The following is a 17,261-nucleotide window of genomic DNA, read 5'->3' as shown; positions in this document are numbered from 1 at the left end:
AGGAGATGGGCATAAAATTATGAAGAAAACAAAAATAGTATGTACAATAGGTCCTGCAAGTGAAGATAAAAAAATTCTTACACATTTAATTGCATCAGGTATGAATGTTGCAAGACTTAACTTTTCACATGGGGATTATGAAGAACATCAAGCAAGAATAGACACAATAAAAGAAATCAGAGAAAAATTAAATCAACCAATTGCTATCTTATTAGATACAAAAGGTCCTGAAATTAGAACAAAGAAATTTAAAGACGGTGGAGTATTTTTAAAAGAAGGAAGCATGTTCACTCTTTATGTTGGTGATGAACTTGGAGATGAACATGGTTGTGCTACAACATATGATCATTTAGCAGAAGAACTAAAAAAAGGTGATGTAGTTTTAATCGATGACGGTTTAATTAAACTAACTGTTAGAGAAATTAAAGGAAGCGACGTTGTTTTAAGAGTAGATAACGGTGGCCCTGTAAAAAATCATAAAAGTATAAATATTCCTGGAGTAAATATTAAACTTCCAGCTCTTACTGAAAAAGATACAAATGACTTATTATTTGGTATTAAAAACGATATTGACTTCGTTGCAGCATCTTTTATTAGAAGCAAAGAAGATGTTTTTGCAATAAGAGAAGTTTTAAATAACAATGGTGGAGAAGATATTCATATTATTTCTAAAATTGAAAACAGACAAGGTGTTGACAATATTGATGAAATTATCGAAGCCAGTGATGGAATCATGGTTGCCAGAGGTGACCTTGGGGTAGAAATTCCAGCAGAAGAAGTACCAATCGTACAAAAAGATATCATTAAAAAATGTAACTATGTTGGTAAACCTGTTATTACAGCTACACAAATGCTTGATAGCATGATAAACAACCCAAGAGCTACAAGAGCCGAAGTTACAGACGTATTTAATGCTATTTTTGACGGTACTGACGCAATTATGCTTTCAGGAGAAACTGCTGCCGGTAAATATCCTATTGAAGCAGTTCAAACAATGGGTATTATTGCAGAATCTGCAGAAAGCAAATTAGCAAGTGACTTTAGAACAAGAAGTAAATATGTAAATGATAAGAGTATGACAAGTGCTGTAAGTTTATCAACAGTACAAATTGCAGATTCTCTTAATGCAAAAGCAATTTTAACACCTACAAGTTCTGGTTATACAGCAAGAAGAATTTCTAAACATAGACCAAACTGTGATATAGTTGCTTATACAGATAAAGAATACGTACAAAGAAGACTATCTCTAGTATGGGGTGTTGATGCTTATAAAATTGATGTATTCTCAGATGTAGAACTTTTATATAAAGAAGTAATTAACAGTGCAAAAGAACATATGCATGTAAAAGATGGTGATATTGTTGTTATTACAGCTGGTATCCCTCTTGGTGTGAAAGGTACAACAAACTCAATCAGAATTGAAACAGTTGGAGAACATGTTCTTAAAGGGGCTGGTTTAATCAGCGGTAGAGTAAGAAGCAATATCAGAATGTATAGTGATGATTTAAAAGATTTTAAAGAAGGTGAAATCTTAGCTCTTACTAAATGCTCAAAAGAAGCTAAACCTTTATTAGAAAAAGCAGGCGGAGTTGTTTATACAGAAAAGGCATTGTTAAATGAATTAGCAATGGAATTAAGAACAGCAGGTATTCCTGTTTTGGTTGGAGTAGAATCTTTTGAGGGATTTGAAGATAACGATAAAGTTACTCTTGATGCTACAAGAGGTATTCTATATAAAACAAAATAATTAAATAATCTTATAGGGGCGTAACATGAAGACTTATTTAGAAAACGGTAATATAATGAAATTTTTTGTGGATATGTTTTTTGTTACAATTGCATGTATTATAATGTCTTTTGCTTTTGCAGCATTTTGTATTCCAAATAATATAGCACCGGGTGGGTTTTCAGGTTTGGCTACAGTCCTATATTCTTTTACAGGGGCACCGGTTGGTGTCTCTTCTTTTGTTATGTGTATTCCTTTGTTTATTATTTTATATAAGGATATGGGTGTTATAAATTTTTTAAAGACATTGTATGGTACATTTGTTTTCTCGTTTTTTATAGATTTAATGACGGGAAGATTTAATTTTACAAATGATTTATTTTTAGCATCTGTATTCGGAGGAATAGTTTTTGGTTTTGGGGCAGGCGTATTGTTTAAGTTTAAAGGGACTACAGGTGGAACTGAACTTCTAGCCTTACTTATTCATAGAAAACTTACCCAGATATCTTTAGGTAATTTAATTTTAATAATAGATGGTATTGTAATATTAATTGCCGGTATTGCATTTAAAAATTTTGAAATCATGCTTTATTCTGCAATAAATATTTATGTTGCAACAAAAGTTATAGACTTTATTCAGGAAGGTTCAAGCTATACAAAGGCATTTTATATTTTTACTTCATATCCTGAAGATATTAAAAATGCAATTTTTCAAAATCTTGACAGAGGCGTTACTTTCTTAAAGGCAAAAGGTGGATTTACGAATGAAGATAAAGATATTGTCTTTTGTGTTGTAAGCAGAATGGAAGTTGCAGCTTTAAGAGAACTTGTTACTGATATAGATAAAGATGCTTTTGTTATTCTAGCAGAGGTTAGTGAGGTTCTTGGTGAAGGATTTAAGGGTGTAACAGTGGAATAACCATGAAAGAAATAATTATAAATGATGAATATAAAGATATGAGACTGGACAGGTTTGTTACTAAAGTGACAAACCTGTCTAAAGTTGAAATTCAAAAACTTTTAAGAAAGAAAAATATCAAGGTAAACGGTAAAAAAGAACAAGGAAGTTATAGAACTAAAAAGCTTGATAAAATTCAGTTTTATATAAATGAAGAACATTTTAAAATAGAAAAAAAAGTAAAAGCCGTAAATACAAATAGACTAGATATTATTTATGAAGATGAAAATATTATTATTGTAAATAAACCGGCAGGTATTTTATCTCAAGGAAACGGAAGCAATAAAGCTGATGTTGTAAGTATGCTTAAAAGCTATTTGAATACAAATACTACCGGAATAATAACGAGGCTTGATCTTAATACAAGTGGTATAGTAATTGCAGGTAAAAACAGAAGAAGTTTAATGTTATTAAATGAAATATCAAAGAAAAATTTAATTGATAAAAGATATTTAACTTTGGTTTATGGTGAATTTAAAAATGAAGGTAAAGTAACTCTTTATGGAATAAAAGATAGAAAACAAAACAAATTAATTTTAAATAAAGAAAAAATAAACGGTGCATTTGAAGTAAGCTCCTTTTTTAAAATAAAGAAAAAATATAAGGATTATACTTTACTTGAAGTAAAACTTATTACAGGGAAAAGTCATCAAATAAGATCTCAGCTTAATGCTTTAGGATATAGTGTATTAGGGGATAGAAAATATGATGATAATAAAAAAACAGATTCAAATATAACTTTAAACAGACAGTTTTTACATTGTTATAAAGTAACAATAAATTATGATGAAAAATATAAAGATATAATTAAAGAAAAAAAACAATTTAATTCTCCTCTTCCAAAAGATCTTGAAAAAGTTATAAGTTTATTGGAAAAAACAGATAAATTTTGATAATTTATTTTAAAATTATATTTTATAATTTTATTTGTTAAATTATGATATTTATTGGAGTGATTATATGTATATAAGTAGAAAAAGGAAGATAATTTTTATCATTTTTTTTGTTGTATTTCTTTTATTTTTATTTATTGCTTTTGCATCGAATGTTTTTAAATCAGATAAATTATTACCTATAAATAAGGATATTGAAGCAGGGGAGAATATAGATACTTTATCTCTTGTAAAATTAGGTGATGATTATAAAAACTATATTGTTAGTGCAAAGAGTGAAAAGATAACGCTAAATAAAACAGGAAAAACAACAATTACATATTACATAAGAAAAAACGGTGAAAGCAAAAAGGAAAAAGTTGAAGTATCTTTTAATGTAGTTGATACTACTCCTCCTGATATAAAAACCGAAGATGTGTTAAGTGTTGCTTATGGCAGTGAATTTAATATAAAAAATTTGGTTAGTGTGTATGATAATGTTGATGAGAGGATAAATGATATTGATGTAAGTGGAGAAGTTAATACAAAAAAATTAGGACAATATAAGATTACTGTTACAGCAAAAGACAGCAGTAAAAACACCGCAGAAAAAGAAATTTTGGTATCAGTTGTAAATCCATATTTACCTTATGAAGATATTTCTTCAATTAGCGGTAAATGGTTAAATAAAGAAGAAGATTTGATTTTAAGCTTTTTTAATAACTACGGAAGAGCTAAATATTCTGTTAGCGTGAAAGGTGAATTATCAAATTATAACGGATTTGTAAGCAGTATAGATGTAAACGGAAATAAAATAACTCTTGTTTTAAGTTATAATGCTTCAAATTGGCAGGAAGGAGAAAGTCCTGATTATAAATTTGCTAAAATGGTTTTAATAAAAGATGATAATAAATTAACTTTAAAAAGTTTTATGAAATATAAAGATATTGATTTTTCTTATGCCGGAGAAAGTTGGCAGGAAGTAGATGAAAAATACACAAATTAAAAAAGACCCGTTAGGGTCTTTTTTATAATCCTAAATTATCATCATTTAAGAAAAATACTTTAATTCTGTCTTTATTTTTTTGATATCCAGTCAAAGTATAAAAAATACATATTTTGTCATCACTCTTACAGTTAGCACATCTTCCAAGTTCTCTGCAAGGAGTCTTCATATCAAGTCTTTCACAGTTCATTGGACCTGTTTGTTCTTTTACTCTGTCGATTGCAGCATCTACACTTGATACGATTTTATTAGGACTCGCTATAATTATTACATGTTCAGGTCCGTAAATTAAAGCTGAAACTCTGTTTCCTGTTCCGTCAACGTTATATAATTCACCGTTAACAGTTATTGCATTGGAGCTCATAAAATAGTAGTCAACAAAATTTGCTTCCATTGCAATTTTTCTTGCTTCTTCTTTTGAGTTAGCTTCCTTCTTTCTGTCTTTAAAGTCATAACTTTGAATAAGTTCGCTTAAGCCTTCCACTTGTTTGATAGTATAGCTTCCGCCCATTGCAGTTGTTGATCCTTCAGGAATAAGTTCTTTAACTGCATTTAAAAGTTCATCTTTACTATCAAATAATCTTGCATCAATATTGTTTTTCTTTAAAGCTTTAATTGTTGTTAAAATTTTCTTTTCATTAATTTTCTTTATGCTGCCGATATAATCCATTTTTTTATCTCCTTTTATTCTTCGGATAATTCTTCCTCATCTTGAGATGGGGCTTTTGCAATTGTTGCGATGTTTACATCTTCATCAAGTTTCATTACTTTAACGCCTGATGTGCTTCTTCCCATTTGAGATATTCCGCTTACATCAATTCTAATAACTGTTCCGTCATCACTTATAAGCATTATATCGTCTTTTTCTTTTTCCACTACGCACATTCCTGCAAGGTTACCTGTTTTGCCTGTAATTTTATAGTTAAGCACGCCTTTTCCGGCTCTTCCTTGTGTAGGATATAAATTAGCTTTTGTAATTTTTCCAAATCCTTTTTCTGTAATAGAAAGTACGTATCTGTCATTCTTAGCAATGTCCATTCCGATTACGAAGTCATTTTCTTTAAGAGTAATACCTTTAACACCTCTTGATACTCTACCAATTGGTCTGATATCTTCTTCTTTGAATTTGATTGCAACACCTTTATGAGTTCCAAGTATTACTTCTTGGTGTCCGTCTGTTAGACATACTCCGATAAGTTCATCGTCTTCTGCTAAGTTAATTCCGATAATTCCGTTCTTTCTTGAAGAGTCATATTCAGTTAGGCTTGTCTTTTTAAATATACCGTTTCTTGTTGCCATTAGAAGGAATTCGTCGTCTTTAAATTCTTTTATAGGTATAACAGCGGTTATTTTTTCGCCTGGATCAAGAGCTAAAAGATTAACAATTGCAGTTCCTTTTGCTGTTCTTGATGCTTCAGGAAGTTCATAGCCTTTAAGTCTATATACTTTACCTTTGTTTGTAAAGAACATAATGTAGTGATGTGTTGTAGTAAAGAATAGATGTTTTACGAAGTCATTTTCTCTTGTAGATAGTGCCGTAACACCTCTTCCACCTCTCTTTTGAGCTTTATATGTGTTTGCAGGAAGTCTTTTTACATAACCTACGTGAGTTATTGTAACTACAATATCTTCTTCTTCGATTAAGTCTTCCATGTCAAAATCTTCATCATCTGCTTCAAAAGCTGTTCTTCTTTCGTCGTTATATTTACCTTTGATTTCAAGAAGTTCTTCTTTTATGATGTTCATAACCAAATCTTCACTTGCAAGAACGCTTTCTAAGTATTCTATTGTTTTAAGAAGTTCAGCATATTCATTTTCAAGTTTTTCTCTTTCAAGTCCTTGCAATCTTCTAAGTCTCATATCTACGATTGCTTTTGCTTGTACTTCAGAAAGTTCAAAGCGTTTCATAAGTTTTAATTCAGCATCGTTGTAACTTGCTCTGATGATTTTGATTATTTCATCGATATTGTCAAGGGCAATAAGAAGCCCTTCAACAATATGAGCTCTTGCTTTTGCTTTCTTTAAATCAAATTCTGTTCTTCTTACGATTATCTCTTTTTGGTGATTTAGATAATGAACTAAAATTTCTTTTAGGTTAAGAACTTTAGGTTGGTTATTTACAAGAGCAAGCATTATTACGCCGAATGTATCTTGCAGTTGTGTATATTTATATAACTGATTTAAGATGATTGAAGCATTAACGTCTTTTCTTAAATCAATTGCAACCCTAATTCCGTTTCTGTCTGATTCATCTCTGATATCTGAAATTCCAACAACTTTTTTGTCTCTTACCAAGTCGGCAATTTTTTCAACAAGTTTTGATTTGTTAACCATATAAGGAATTTCTGTAATGACAATTCTTTGTCTTGTTTTACTTATTTCTTCTATATGAGTTTTACTTCTTAATTTAATTCTTCCTCTACCTGTTGTGTATGCGTTGTAAATACCGCTTTTACCCATAATGATTCCGCCTGTAGGGAAGTCAGGGCCTTTGATATATTTAATAAGATCGTTTATTTCTATGTTTTCATTGTCTATTAAAGCAACAATTGCATCTATTACTTCTCCTAAGTTATGAGGTGGGATGTTTGTTGCCATACCAACGGCGATACCGTTAGAGCCGTTTACAAGAAGATTTGGGAATCTACTTGGAAGAACTACAGGTTCTTTAAGAGTTTCATCAAAGTTAGGTATATAATCTACTGTTTCTTTGTTTATGTCTCTTAACATTTCTCCTGTAAGTTTTGTCATTTTTGCTTCGGTATAACGCATAGCCGCTTGGCTGTCGCCGTCGATTGAACCGAAGTTACCGTGACCGTCTACAAGAGGATATCTTGTAGAGAAATCTTGGGCAAGTCTAACCATTGCATCATAAATTGCGCTGTCACCATGAGGGTGATATTTACCCATTGTATCCCCAACGATTCTGGCACTTTTTCTAAAAGGCTTATCGTAGGTTAAGTTAAGTTCTGCCATAGAATATAATATTCTTCTGTGAACAGGTTTTAAACCATCTCTTACATCTGGAAGAGCTCTTCCAACAATTACGCTCATGGCATAATCTATATAAGAGGTTTGCATTTCTTGTACTATGTCACGTGTTTCTATTTTTCCATGAATATCTTGAATTTCTTCTTTTTTCGCCATATTTTATACCTCCTATATATCTAGATTTTTAACCTTTCTTGCGTTTTCTGTGATGAAGTCTTTTCTTGGTTGAACTTGGTCTCCCATAAGGATAGAGAAAATTTCATCAGCATAAGCTGCATCATCTATTGTAACTTGTAATAAAGTTCTGTTTTCAGGGTTCATTGTTGTATCCCAAAGTTGTTCACCGTTCATTTCCCCAAGACCTTTATATCTTTGAAGACCTATTTTATCTCTTCCGATTTCGCTTAATTTTTCTTCAAGTTCTTCATCTGAGTATAGGTACCATACTTTCTTTTGTTTTTCAAGTTTATATAAAGGGGGCTGCGCTATATAAACATACCCTGCGTCGATAAGACCTCTCATATAACGATAGAAGAATGTAAGAAGTAATGTTCTGATATGAGCACCATCGACGTCGGCATCGGTCATGATTACAATTTTGTGATATCTTGCTTTTTCAATATCAAATTCGTCTGAAATACCTGTGCCAAAAGCAGTAATCATAGAACGGATAGTATCTGCATTTAGCATTCTGTCAAGTCTTGCTTTTTCTACATTTAAAATTTTACCTCTAAGCGGTAAGATAGCTTGAGTTTTTGGGTTTCTTCCTAGTTTTGCACTACCACCCGCACTGTCCCCTTCGACAAGGTATATTTCACATTTTGCAGGGTCTTTTTCTCTGCAGTCGGCAAGTTTTCCAGGTAATGCTGTACTTTCAAGTACACTCTTTCTTCTTACAAGGTCTTTTGCCTTTCTTGCTGCTTTTCTTGCTCTTTGAGCAGTTAGAGCTTTTTCAACAATTATCTTAGCTTCTTGAGGATGTTCTTCAAGGTAAGCTGTGATGTTATCTCCAACCGTAGTATCAACATATCCTCTTACTTCAGGGTTACCAAGTTTTGTTTTGGTTTGTCCTTCAAATTCAGGATCAGAAATTTTTACGCTTATTACAACCGTAAGACCTTCTCTTATGTCATCTCCGGAAAGATTTTCTTCGTTTTCTTTTAGTATAGAATATTTTCTTGCGTATGCATTGATACTTCTTGTTAAGGCTGTTTTAAAGCCGTTTACATGCATACCGCCTTCAACGGTATTGATGTTGTTTGCAAAAGAATATATACTTTCGCTGAAACTTGTAGTGTACTGCATAGCAACATCTAAAAGACAAACGTCGCTTTCTTTTTCAAAATATATTATTTCATTTGTAAGTTTTTCTTTGCCTCTGTTTGCGTATTCTACAAACTCTATGATACCACCTTCATAATGGAAAGTTTCTTCTTGTTCTTTGCCTTCTCTTTCATCTTTTAAAGTGATTTTTAATCCTTTATTTAAGAAAGCAAGTTCTCTTATTCTGTGTTTTAAAGTATCATAGTTATATACAAGTTCAGAGAAAATTTCATAGTCAGGTTTAAAGAACACAGTTGTTCCTGTTTCTTTAGTTTTTCCTATAACTTCAAGTTTTGTTATAGGTTTGCCTCTTTCATATTTTTGTTGATGTATTTGACCGTTTTGATATACTGTGACGGTTAAATGTTCTGATAAAGCGTTAACAACTGATACCCCAACACCGTGTAAACCTCCGGATACTTTATATGTACCAGAGTCAAATTTACCACCAGCATGAAGTATTGTAAGGGCAATTTCAACGGCACTTTTTTTGTATTTTGGGTTTATTCCCGTAGGAATACCTCTACCGTCATCTTTTACGGTGATTGTATCTCCTTCTCCTATTGTTACAACTATATTTTTACAAAAACCGGCTAATGCTTCGTCCACACTGTTGTCTATGATTTCATATACAAGGTGATGAAGGCCTTTTTCTCCTGTACTACCAATGTACATACCCGGTCTTTTTCTAACAGCTTCCAGACCTTCCAGTACTTTTATTTTACTGGCATCATAATTATTATTATCTTGTTTGGCCACTGGTTACCTCCTTTAAATTTCCATTTTCAATTTTATATATTTTATAATCATTTATATCTTCTAAAAAAGAATGATTGACACAAGTTATAAATGATTGTGTGTCCTTTATTAAGTTTAATATTTGTTTTTGTCTGAATTTATCTAAATCACTCATTACATCGTCAAGAAGTACTATCGGATAGTCTTCAAATTTGTCATAAAGTAATTTTATTAAAGATAATTTCATGCAAAGGGCAATGCTTCTTTGTTGTCCTTGAGATGCAAATTTTTTTGTATCCAAGTCATTTATAAAAATGTTTATGTCGTCATGATGTATTCCGACAGTTGTTGTCCCTCTTGATAGATCCTCTTTTCTTGCTTTTTTTAGAGCATTTTTATACATTAGCTTTATATCAGTTAAGTCACTGTTTTTTAGTACATTTGAAGAATAGAAAAATTTAATATTTTCATTTTTGCATACTTCTTTATTTAGATTATCTGTAATTTTTTCTATTTTCTTTAAAACATTTATTCTTGTTTTTATAATGTCACTTCCTATTGTGTATAATGTTTCATCATATACATCCAGTAAACTTGAAGCGATGTTTCTTTTTGTGTAATCTTTTAAAATAGTATTTCTTTGTTTTAAAGCTTTATTGTATTTTCTTAAAGCACTATGATAAGCAGGAAAAATAAGGCTTATACTTTCATCTAGAAATTTTCGTCTGTCCTTTGGATATCCTTTTATAATTTTTAAATCTTCAGGAGTAAACAAAACTATATTATATTCTTTTAAAAGTTCTGTTCTTGTTTTTACGGGGGTAGAATTAATTTCATATTTTCTTGTATCTTTAATAGTGAGTTTTACGTTTGTGTCTATGTCATCATCTTTTTTTACATTTGCCGAAACGGTGCAAAAATCGCTATCTTGTTTTATGAAATTAAGAGTGCTTTTTTCTCTATGAGAAATTCCGTTTAAAGTCAAAGAAAGGGCCTCTAAAAAATTAGTTTTGCCCTGTGCGTTTTCCCCATAAAAAATATTATATTTTTTATTAAAGGACGTATTAATTTTTTCAATATTCCTAAAATTTGTTATATCAATATTTTCTATATACATAAAAAAACCCCTTTAGGATTTATACTGTAATTATAGCATAAAATGGGGTTTTTTCATAGGATTTAATCAAAATATGAGGGATATTTTAATTAAAAAACAAGTGTGAATTTTTTGTTTTATAATGTGGTAAATTAATACAAAATATTTTGACATGAGAATGTTTTGATATATAATAAAGATAATTTATTTTTACTAATCGGAGAGAATTATAATATGAAAAATTTTTTAAAACAAGTTAACTTATTTTACGGAGTAGTAATACTTCTGATTTCAATTTTATTTTTACGTCCAAGTTTAATTGGACAAATAAATCCAGAACAGTTAAAGGTGTATTTAAATATTCAAATATACTACGCCATAGGATTACTTGCAGCTTTGATTTCTTTGGTATTTATGAATTATATTTATACAAAGGTAAAGTATGGAGTAATTAAAAGTGTTGATGATATTAGATACATAAAACCAAGAAGAATTATGTTCTTTTTCATGGCAATAGCTGTAATAGCATTTTTAGGAACATTTTGTTATGAGTTTCCAAAACTTTCAGGACTAGTTGATGTTGGTTTTGTTGGAATTCTTTTAGGTAAATCTACATTCTCATATTCTATATGGGGTATGTTTGTTAGTGCTGTTATAGTACTGTATGTAATGTTTTTTACAAAGTCCCTTGAAAATGAGCTTCCAAGACGTAGAAGATCAAAACAAAAAGTTAAAGTTGATATGAATGACTTCTTTAGTATTTTTATTCCTCATATACCTGCTTTTATAAACTTAATCGTTGTTGTTGTGTTCTTTGTTGGAATGAGAAGTTTATTGTAAAAATTGTTTATTTTAGTTTAATAACTAAATCATAAATTTTAACAAAATATATTTTATTAAGTTTTTATTATGGTATAATAAAGTCAAATATAACGTTATAAGGAGAAGATTAATGTACGCTAAAAAGACAGATAATATAGGAGATGTAAATATCTCTACTGAAATTATTGAACAAATGGTAGGGCTTTGTGCAATGGAATGTTTTGGTATTGTAGGAATGGCAAGCAGAAGCGTAACCAATGGTATTATAGAACTTTTAAAGAAAGAAAACCTTAGAAAAGGTGTAAAAGTTATTGAAGAAGATGGCAGACTTATAATAGATATTTACGTTATTGTTGAATTTGGCGTGAAAATTGTTACGGTTGCAGAAAATCTTATTGACACCGTAAAATATAATGTTGAAAAACAAACGGGACTAAAAATCAAAAAAATCAATGTTCACGTTCAAAGCGTTAGAGCTAATCAATAAAATAACGGTGAGGTAAAAGTAAAAAATGATAGATTCAAAAATGTTTAAAAAAGTATTAAAAGGAGCATATGCTAACCTAGAAAATAATAAACAAATGGTTAACAATTTAAATGTTTTCCCTGTTCCTGACGGTGATACAGGAACAAATATGTCTTTAACGGTTAAAACTGCCGTTGAAGAAATGAGTAAGGTTACATCTGATAAAATCGGTGATATTGCTGCAAGCATGTCAAGCGGAGCTTTAATGGGAGCAAGAGGAAACTCAGGTGTTATTTTATCACAACTTTTCAGAGGGTTTGCAAAAGGTTTAAAAGATGTAAAGGAAATTGACATTGACTCTTTAATAGGAGCATTTGAGCTTTCTACAAAAATGGCTTACAGAGCCGTTATGAAACCAACTGAAGGAACAATTCTTACAGTTGCAAGAGAAATGTATGAATTTGCAAAAGAACACGGTAATAGCTATTCTTCAGTAGAAGATTTTATTTCTCATGTTCTTGAAGCAGGTGAAAAATCTCTTCAAAATACACCAAACCTTTTACCTGTATTAAAAGAAGCAGGCGTTGTTGATGCCGGAGGTAGAGGTTTACTTTGTTTATTTGAAGGTGCTTTAAAAGTTTTAAAAGGTGAAGAAGTTGTATTTATTGATGTTGAAGATGTAGAAAAAGAAGAAAGCGGAGTACAAGGCTTTGAAATAGATTCTTCTGATATTAAATACGGTTATTGTACTGAATTTTTAATTAAGGTTCATGAAGAAAATTTAAAATATGAAAGTGCTATTACTGCGGCATTAAAAGATAAACTTACTCCAATCGGAGATTCTTTGGTTGCCGTTCATGATAATGGAATTATTAAAATTCATGTTCATACAAATGTGCCTTGGAATGCAATGAAGATGGCGGCTACTTGTGGTGAACTTTCAAAAATTAAAATTGAAAATATGAGAGAACAACACAGTGAACTTATTTTGAAAGAAGCTGAAGAAGAAAAACCAGAAGAAAAATATTCTAAAGAAGAAAAAGACTTTATCTTTGTTGGTGTTGCTGCCGGAAGCGGTATGAGTAAAATCCTTAAAGATCTTGGTATGGACTATGTTATTGAAGGAGGACAAACAATGAATCCTTCAACTCAAGACTTCTTAGATATAATTGAAAATACAAATGGTAAAAATTATATTTTAATGCCAAATAATAAAAATATCATCATGGCTGCAAGTCAAGCTAAGGAAATAAGCGAAAAGAATATTGAAGTTGTAAAAACAAGAACAATTCCAGAAGCAATTTCTGCTTTAATGGTATTTGATGCAACATCTTCTTTAGCCAATAATGCTGAAAATATGGCAGATGCAATAAGTGAAGTTAAAACAGGTCAAGTAACATTTGCCGTAAGAGATACACAAATCGGTGATACTGTGATTTCAGAAGGTGACATTCTTGGTATATTAGGTTCTGATATTGTTTGCGATACAAAAGATGTTTCATCTGCTACAATTGAGTTAATTGATAAAATGGTTGATGACGACAGCGAACTTATCAGTATTTACTATGGTGAAGATGTAAAAGAAGAAGATGCAAATAAAGTTGCTGAAATAGTTGAAGAAAAATATGAAGATTTAGATGTTGAAATAACATACGGCGGACAGCCATTATATTACTATATTGTAAGTGTTGAATAATATGAGTTATGAATTAACAACCCTTAAAGGTGTAGGGGAAAAGAAAGCCGTAGAACTTAATAATTTGGGCATTTTTTCCCTAAAAGAACTTATTGATTACTATCCAAGAACCTATGAGGTTATCGGAGATATTAAATCTATAAAAGATGCAAAACAAAATCAAAAAGAACTTATTAAATGTAATTTTGTAGAAGCTCAAAAGACGAGGATAGTAAGAAGAAATTTAAAAATAACAAAAATAAAATTTGAAAGTGAAGGTAGTATATTTTATGCTACCTTCTTTAATAATCCCTACATTTCTTCGTTCTTTAAAAAAGATGAAGAATATAAACTTTATGGTAAAGTTGAGAAAAAGGGGAATTATTATGAAATGGTTTCTCCAAAGTATGCAAAGTTAAATGATGAAACATCTATAAAAAGCGGACTTAATCCTGTTTATCCGTTAAGTAATAAAAGCAAAATAACAAATAAAGAACTTAAGAAATTTGTTTTAAATGCATTAGATATTATGACAATAAAGGATTTTATTCCGGAATATATAAAAGATGAGTATAATTTATGTTCATTATATGATGCATATAAAGGAATTCATAATCCAAAGAGATTAGGTGATACTCTTAAAGCCAATGAACGTTTGACTTTTGATGAGTTTTGTGGATTTAATTTATCTATGATACTAAATAAGAATCTTAATATGGGTGTTAAGGGAGAGATAATAGAAATAAATTACAAACAAGATTTCTTAGATAAACTTCCCTTTACACTTACTGATTCTCAAAATAAAGTTTTAAAAGACATAGAAGATGATTTTATGTCTGGAGTAAAGATGAATAGACTCGTTCAAGGGGATGTAGGAAGCGGTAAAACAGTTATAGCCATGTATGCGGTATTTTTAGCTGTTATGAGCGGTTATCAAGCAGTTTTTTGTGCTCCTACGAAGATACTTGCTTCTCAGCACTTTGAGAAAATGAAAGAAATCTTTGATAATTTTAATATAAGAATGGAATTTCTTTATTCCGGTATGACAGCTAAAGAAAAACGTTTGGCTTATGAGAGAATAGAAAGCGGAATAAGTAATGTAATTGTTGGTACTCATGCAGTTTTTTCAAAGAAAGTAAAATACAAGAATTTGGCTCTTGCTGTTATTGACGAACAGCATAGGTTTGGGGTTATTCAAAGAGGTTTTTTAACAAAGAAAGGGGATAGCGTTCATACTCTTGTAATGAGTGCGACACCTATTCCAAGAACATTGGCTCTTAGTATTTACAAAGACCTTGATGTGAGTATAATAGATAAAAAACCTTCCGGCAGAAAAGAAATAAAAACATACTTTAAAGATTATTCATATTATGACAGAGTATATAGATTTGCTGTAAAGCAGATTAGTGAAGGAAATCAGGTATATGTTGTTTGTCCATCAATTGGCAGTGAAGACTTAAAAGCTGCAGAAGATATTTATGAAAAATTAAATAAAACGTATTTTAAAAATATTAATATCGCATTAATTCACGGAAAAATGGCAGAAGATGAAAAAGACAGAATAATGGATGATTTTTACAGCGGGAAAATAAAAGCATTGGTTTCTACAAGTGTAATAGAAGTAGGTATAGACAGTAAAGATGCAACACTTATCATTATAGAAGATGCTGATAGGTTTGGACTTGCTTCTCTTCATCAATTAAGGGGAAGAGTTGGAAGAAATGACAAAGAAAGTTATTGTATACTTTTAAGTAATAATCAAAGTAAAAAGAGTATTGAAAGGCTAAGTTTTTTATCAAAGAATACCGATGGGTTTAAAATAGCTCTTTATGATTTGAAAACCAGGGGAAGCGGCGATATTCTTGGTGTAAGACAAAGCGGGAAAGACGGATATAATATATATAAACTTATTGAAAACAGCGAGCTTTTTAATAAGGCAAAAGATGCAATGGAAGATATTCTAAACGACAATACAAATGAAAATAGAGATTATTTAAAATATATAAAAGAAAAATACAGCAGTATTTCAAAGAATATTACATGGAATTAGAGGAAAAATAAATGAGAGTTATCGGTGGGAAAATGAGAGGAACGAATCTTGATAGTCCAAAAGACAGAAGAGTTCGTCCTACAACAGATAGAATAAAGGAAGATTTATTTAATATTCTTATGCCGTATATTCCGGAAAGTAAATTTTTAGATTTATTTGGCGGTAGTGGTGCAATAGGTATAGAAGCAATAAGCCGTGGGGCAGATAAAAGTTATTTTATAGATAATAACATGGACAGTATAAGGCTTATAAGAAGAAATATAAAGAAAACGAAATGCGAAGAGTTTTGTAAAGTTATAAAAAAAGATGCATTAAGTTTTGTTAATAATACAGAAGAAAAATTCGACGTTATTTTTCTAGATCCCCCCTATAAATATGAAAAACTAAAAATTTTGATAGAAAATATAGTGAAATGTGATATACTATGTAATAATGGTATATTGGTTGTAGAGCATGACAAAAATATACCAATTGGAGAATTTGAACATTTAACAAAAATCAGATCAAAGTCTTATTCACTTACAAGTATCGATTTTTTTGTTTGGGAGGATTAGATGAAAAAAGCAATATATGCAGGAAGTTTTGACCCAATAACAAACGGACATTTGGACATAATAAAAAGAGGGGCAAAAGTTTTTGATAAGATTTACGTTGTACTTATGGAAAACACAAAAAAAACCCATCTGTTCTCTTTGGAAGAAAGATTATCGTTGCTTAAAGAAAGCGTAAAAGAACTTGGTGATAAAGTTGAAGTAGATTTTTACACGGGACTTATAGCAGATTATTGCAATATAAAAGATACTTATATTTTAATTAGAGGTTTAAGAGCCTTAACTGATTTTGAATATGAATTCCAAATGGCTACTATAAACAGAAAGCTTAATAAGGAAGTTGAAAGTGTCTTTTTCGTAGCAAGTAATAAATATACCTATGTTTCTTCCAGCAATGTGAAACAAATTGCTGAATTCGGAGGGGATGTTTCTTCTATAGTACCTAAATGTGTAAACAATGCACTTATAGAAAAATATAAGGGAGAAGAATAATGAAAGTTTTAGAATTATTGGATAAATTACAAGATTTAGTGGAAAATGGGGCAACAGTTCCTTTTTCAACAAAAATAATTGTTGACCCTGATGAAGTTTTAGATTTGTTGGATGAAATAAGAGCAGAAATGCCTGGAGATTTAAAAGATGCAATCAGAATTACTGAACAAGAAAAAATGATTGTTGACGGGGCTCAAAGAGAAGCAAATAAGATTATGAATGCAGCTGAAAGAAAAGTTAAAGAGCTTATTGATTCTGATGAAATTACAAGAAGTGCATATAATAAAGCTCAAGATATGCTAAAAAAAGCAAATACAGAATCTTTAAATATGAGAATAGGTTCAATCGAATATTCTGCTGCAATGCTTAAAGACTTACAAGATAAATTAAGAGAAATGATGAATACAATTGAAGATAATAAAATAGAGTTAAAAGAACTTAGAAAATCTGCAATTAACAGCAGACCGCCGGAAGTTAACGAAGAAAAATAAAAAG

Annotated in this window: 15 protein-coding genes; 11 read left to right on the top strand and 4 right to left on the bottom strand. The window is 30.5% G+C overall.

Annotated elements, in window-relative coordinates; all coding sequences use genetic code 11:
- Window positions 1-19: 19 nt before the first annotated feature.
- From pyk to ACTQYZ_RS00435, 4 genes are all read left to right on the top strand, one after another.
- Entirely contained in the window at window positions 20-1,747 is a 1,728-nt protein-coding gene (pyk, locus tag ACTQYZ_RS00450; protein WP_441415811.1) for a pyruvate kinase, read from the top strand.
- A 25-nt stretch (window positions 1,748-1,772) separates the two neighbouring features.
- A complete protein-coding gene (locus ACTQYZ_RS00445; protein ID WP_441415810.1) occupies window positions 1,773-2,645 on the top strand; it encodes a YitT family protein in 873 nt (290 codons plus the stop codon).
- Between the two features lie 2 nt (window positions 2,646-2,647).
- Window positions 2,648-3,577: an RluA family pseudouridine synthase gene (locus tag ACTQYZ_RS00440; protein WP_441021358.1), complete on the top strand. Its 930-nt coding sequence runs from the start codon at window positions 2,648-2,650 to the stop codon at window positions 3,575-3,577.
- Between the two features lie 67 nt (window positions 3,578-3,644).
- Entirely contained in the window at window positions 3,645-4,562 is a 918-nt protein-coding gene (locus tag ACTQYZ_RS00435) for an immunoglobulin-like domain-containing protein (RefSeq protein WP_441415809.1), read from the top strand.
- A 22-nt stretch (window positions 4,563-4,584) separates the two neighbouring features.
- Here the strand turns inward: ACTQYZ_RS00435 and ACTQYZ_RS00430 are convergent, their stop codons facing one another.
- From ACTQYZ_RS00430 to recF, 4 genes are read right to left on the bottom strand one after another with little or no spacing between them, the layout of a single operon-like run.
- Window positions 4,585-5,232 (bottom strand): lactate utilization protein, encoded by a 648-nt coding sequence (locus ACTQYZ_RS00430; protein ID WP_441415808.1) that lies wholly within the window; start codon window positions 5,230-5,232, stop codon window positions 4,585-4,587.
- A 14-nt stretch (window positions 5,233-5,246) separates the two neighbouring features.
- The gene (gyrA, locus tag ACTQYZ_RS00425) at window positions 5,247-7,709 is read right to left on the bottom strand and encodes a DNA gyrase subunit A (protein ID WP_441021362.1); all 2,463 of its coding nucleotides are present in this window, start codon (window positions 7,707-7,709) and stop codon (window positions 5,247-5,249) included.
- A gap of 12 nt (window positions 7,710-7,721) precedes the next feature.
- Window positions 7,722-9,635 (bottom strand): DNA topoisomerase (ATP-hydrolyzing) subunit B, encoded by a 1,914-nt coding sequence (gyrB, locus tag ACTQYZ_RS00420; RefSeq protein ID WP_441021364.1) that lies wholly within the window; start codon window positions 9,633-9,635, stop codon window positions 7,722-7,724.
- Entirely contained in the window at window positions 9,619-10,731 is a 1,113-nt protein-coding gene (gene recF, locus ACTQYZ_RS00415) for a DNA replication/repair protein RecF (protein WP_441021365.1), read from the bottom strand. Before recF ends, gyrB begins: the two co-directional genes overlap by 17 nt.
- A 213-nt stretch (window positions 10,732-10,944) precedes the next feature.
- Here recF and ACTQYZ_RS00410 point away from each other — a divergent pair, with 213 nt between their 5' ends.
- The 7 genes from ACTQYZ_RS00410 to ACTQYZ_RS00380 all read left to right on the top strand — a co-directional run bounded on the left by ACTQYZ_RS00410 (window position 10,945) and on the right by ACTQYZ_RS00380 (window position 17,257).
- On the top strand, window positions 10,945-11,550 hold the full coding sequence (locus tag ACTQYZ_RS00410; protein ID WP_441021366.1) for a hypothetical protein: 606 nt from the start codon (window positions 10,945-10,947) through the stop codon (window positions 11,548-11,550).
- A gap of 112 nt (window positions 11,551-11,662) precedes the next feature.
- Window positions 11,663-12,019 (top strand): Asp23/Gls24 family envelope stress response protein, encoded by a 357-nt coding sequence (locus ACTQYZ_RS00405; RefSeq protein WP_441021368.1) that lies wholly within the window; start codon window positions 11,663-11,665, stop codon window positions 12,017-12,019.
- 25 nt (window positions 12,020-12,044) lie between these two features.
- The gene (locus ACTQYZ_RS00400) at window positions 12,045-13,694 is read left to right on the top strand and encodes a DAK2 domain-containing protein (RefSeq protein WP_441021370.1); all 1,650 of its coding nucleotides are present in this window, start codon (window positions 12,045-12,047) and stop codon (window positions 13,692-13,694) included.
- Between the two features lies 1 nt (window position 13,695).
- Window positions 13,696-15,723: an ATP-dependent DNA helicase RecG gene (gene recG, locus ACTQYZ_RS00395; RefSeq protein WP_441415807.1), complete on the top strand. Its 2,028-nt coding sequence runs from the start codon at window positions 13,696-13,698 to the stop codon at window positions 15,721-15,723.
- An 11-nt stretch (window positions 15,724-15,734) separates the two neighbouring features.
- Window positions 15,735-16,277 carry a 16S rRNA (guanine(966)-N(2))-methyltransferase RsmD gene (gene rsmD / locus ACTQYZ_RS00390; RefSeq protein WP_329385470.1) on the top strand — a complete coding sequence of 181 codons (543 nt, stop codon included), beginning with the start codon at window positions 15,735-15,737 and terminating at the stop codon, window positions 16,275-16,277.
- Window positions 16,278-16,766: a pantetheine-phosphate adenylyltransferase gene (coaD, locus tag ACTQYZ_RS00385; protein WP_441021372.1), complete on the top strand. Its 489-nt coding sequence runs from the start codon at window positions 16,278-16,280 to the stop codon at window positions 16,764-16,766.
- Window positions 16,766-17,257 carry a hypothetical protein gene (locus ACTQYZ_RS00380; RefSeq protein WP_138268021.1) on the top strand — a complete coding sequence of 164 codons (492 nt, stop codon included), beginning with the start codon at window positions 16,766-16,768 and terminating at the stop codon, window positions 17,255-17,257. The genes coaD and ACTQYZ_RS00380 overlap by 1 nt, the downstream gene beginning before the upstream one ends.
- Window positions 17,258-17,261: the final 4 nt, after the last annotated feature.

The sequence above is a fragment of the Anaerofustis sp. LCP19S3_F7 genome, assembly GCF_052119445.1.
Classification (GTDB): domain Bacteria; phylum Bacillota; class Clostridia; order Eubacteriales; family Anaerofustaceae; genus Anaerofustis; species Anaerofustis butyriciformans.
This window is presented reverse-complemented; position numbering and strand designations above follow the sequence as displayed.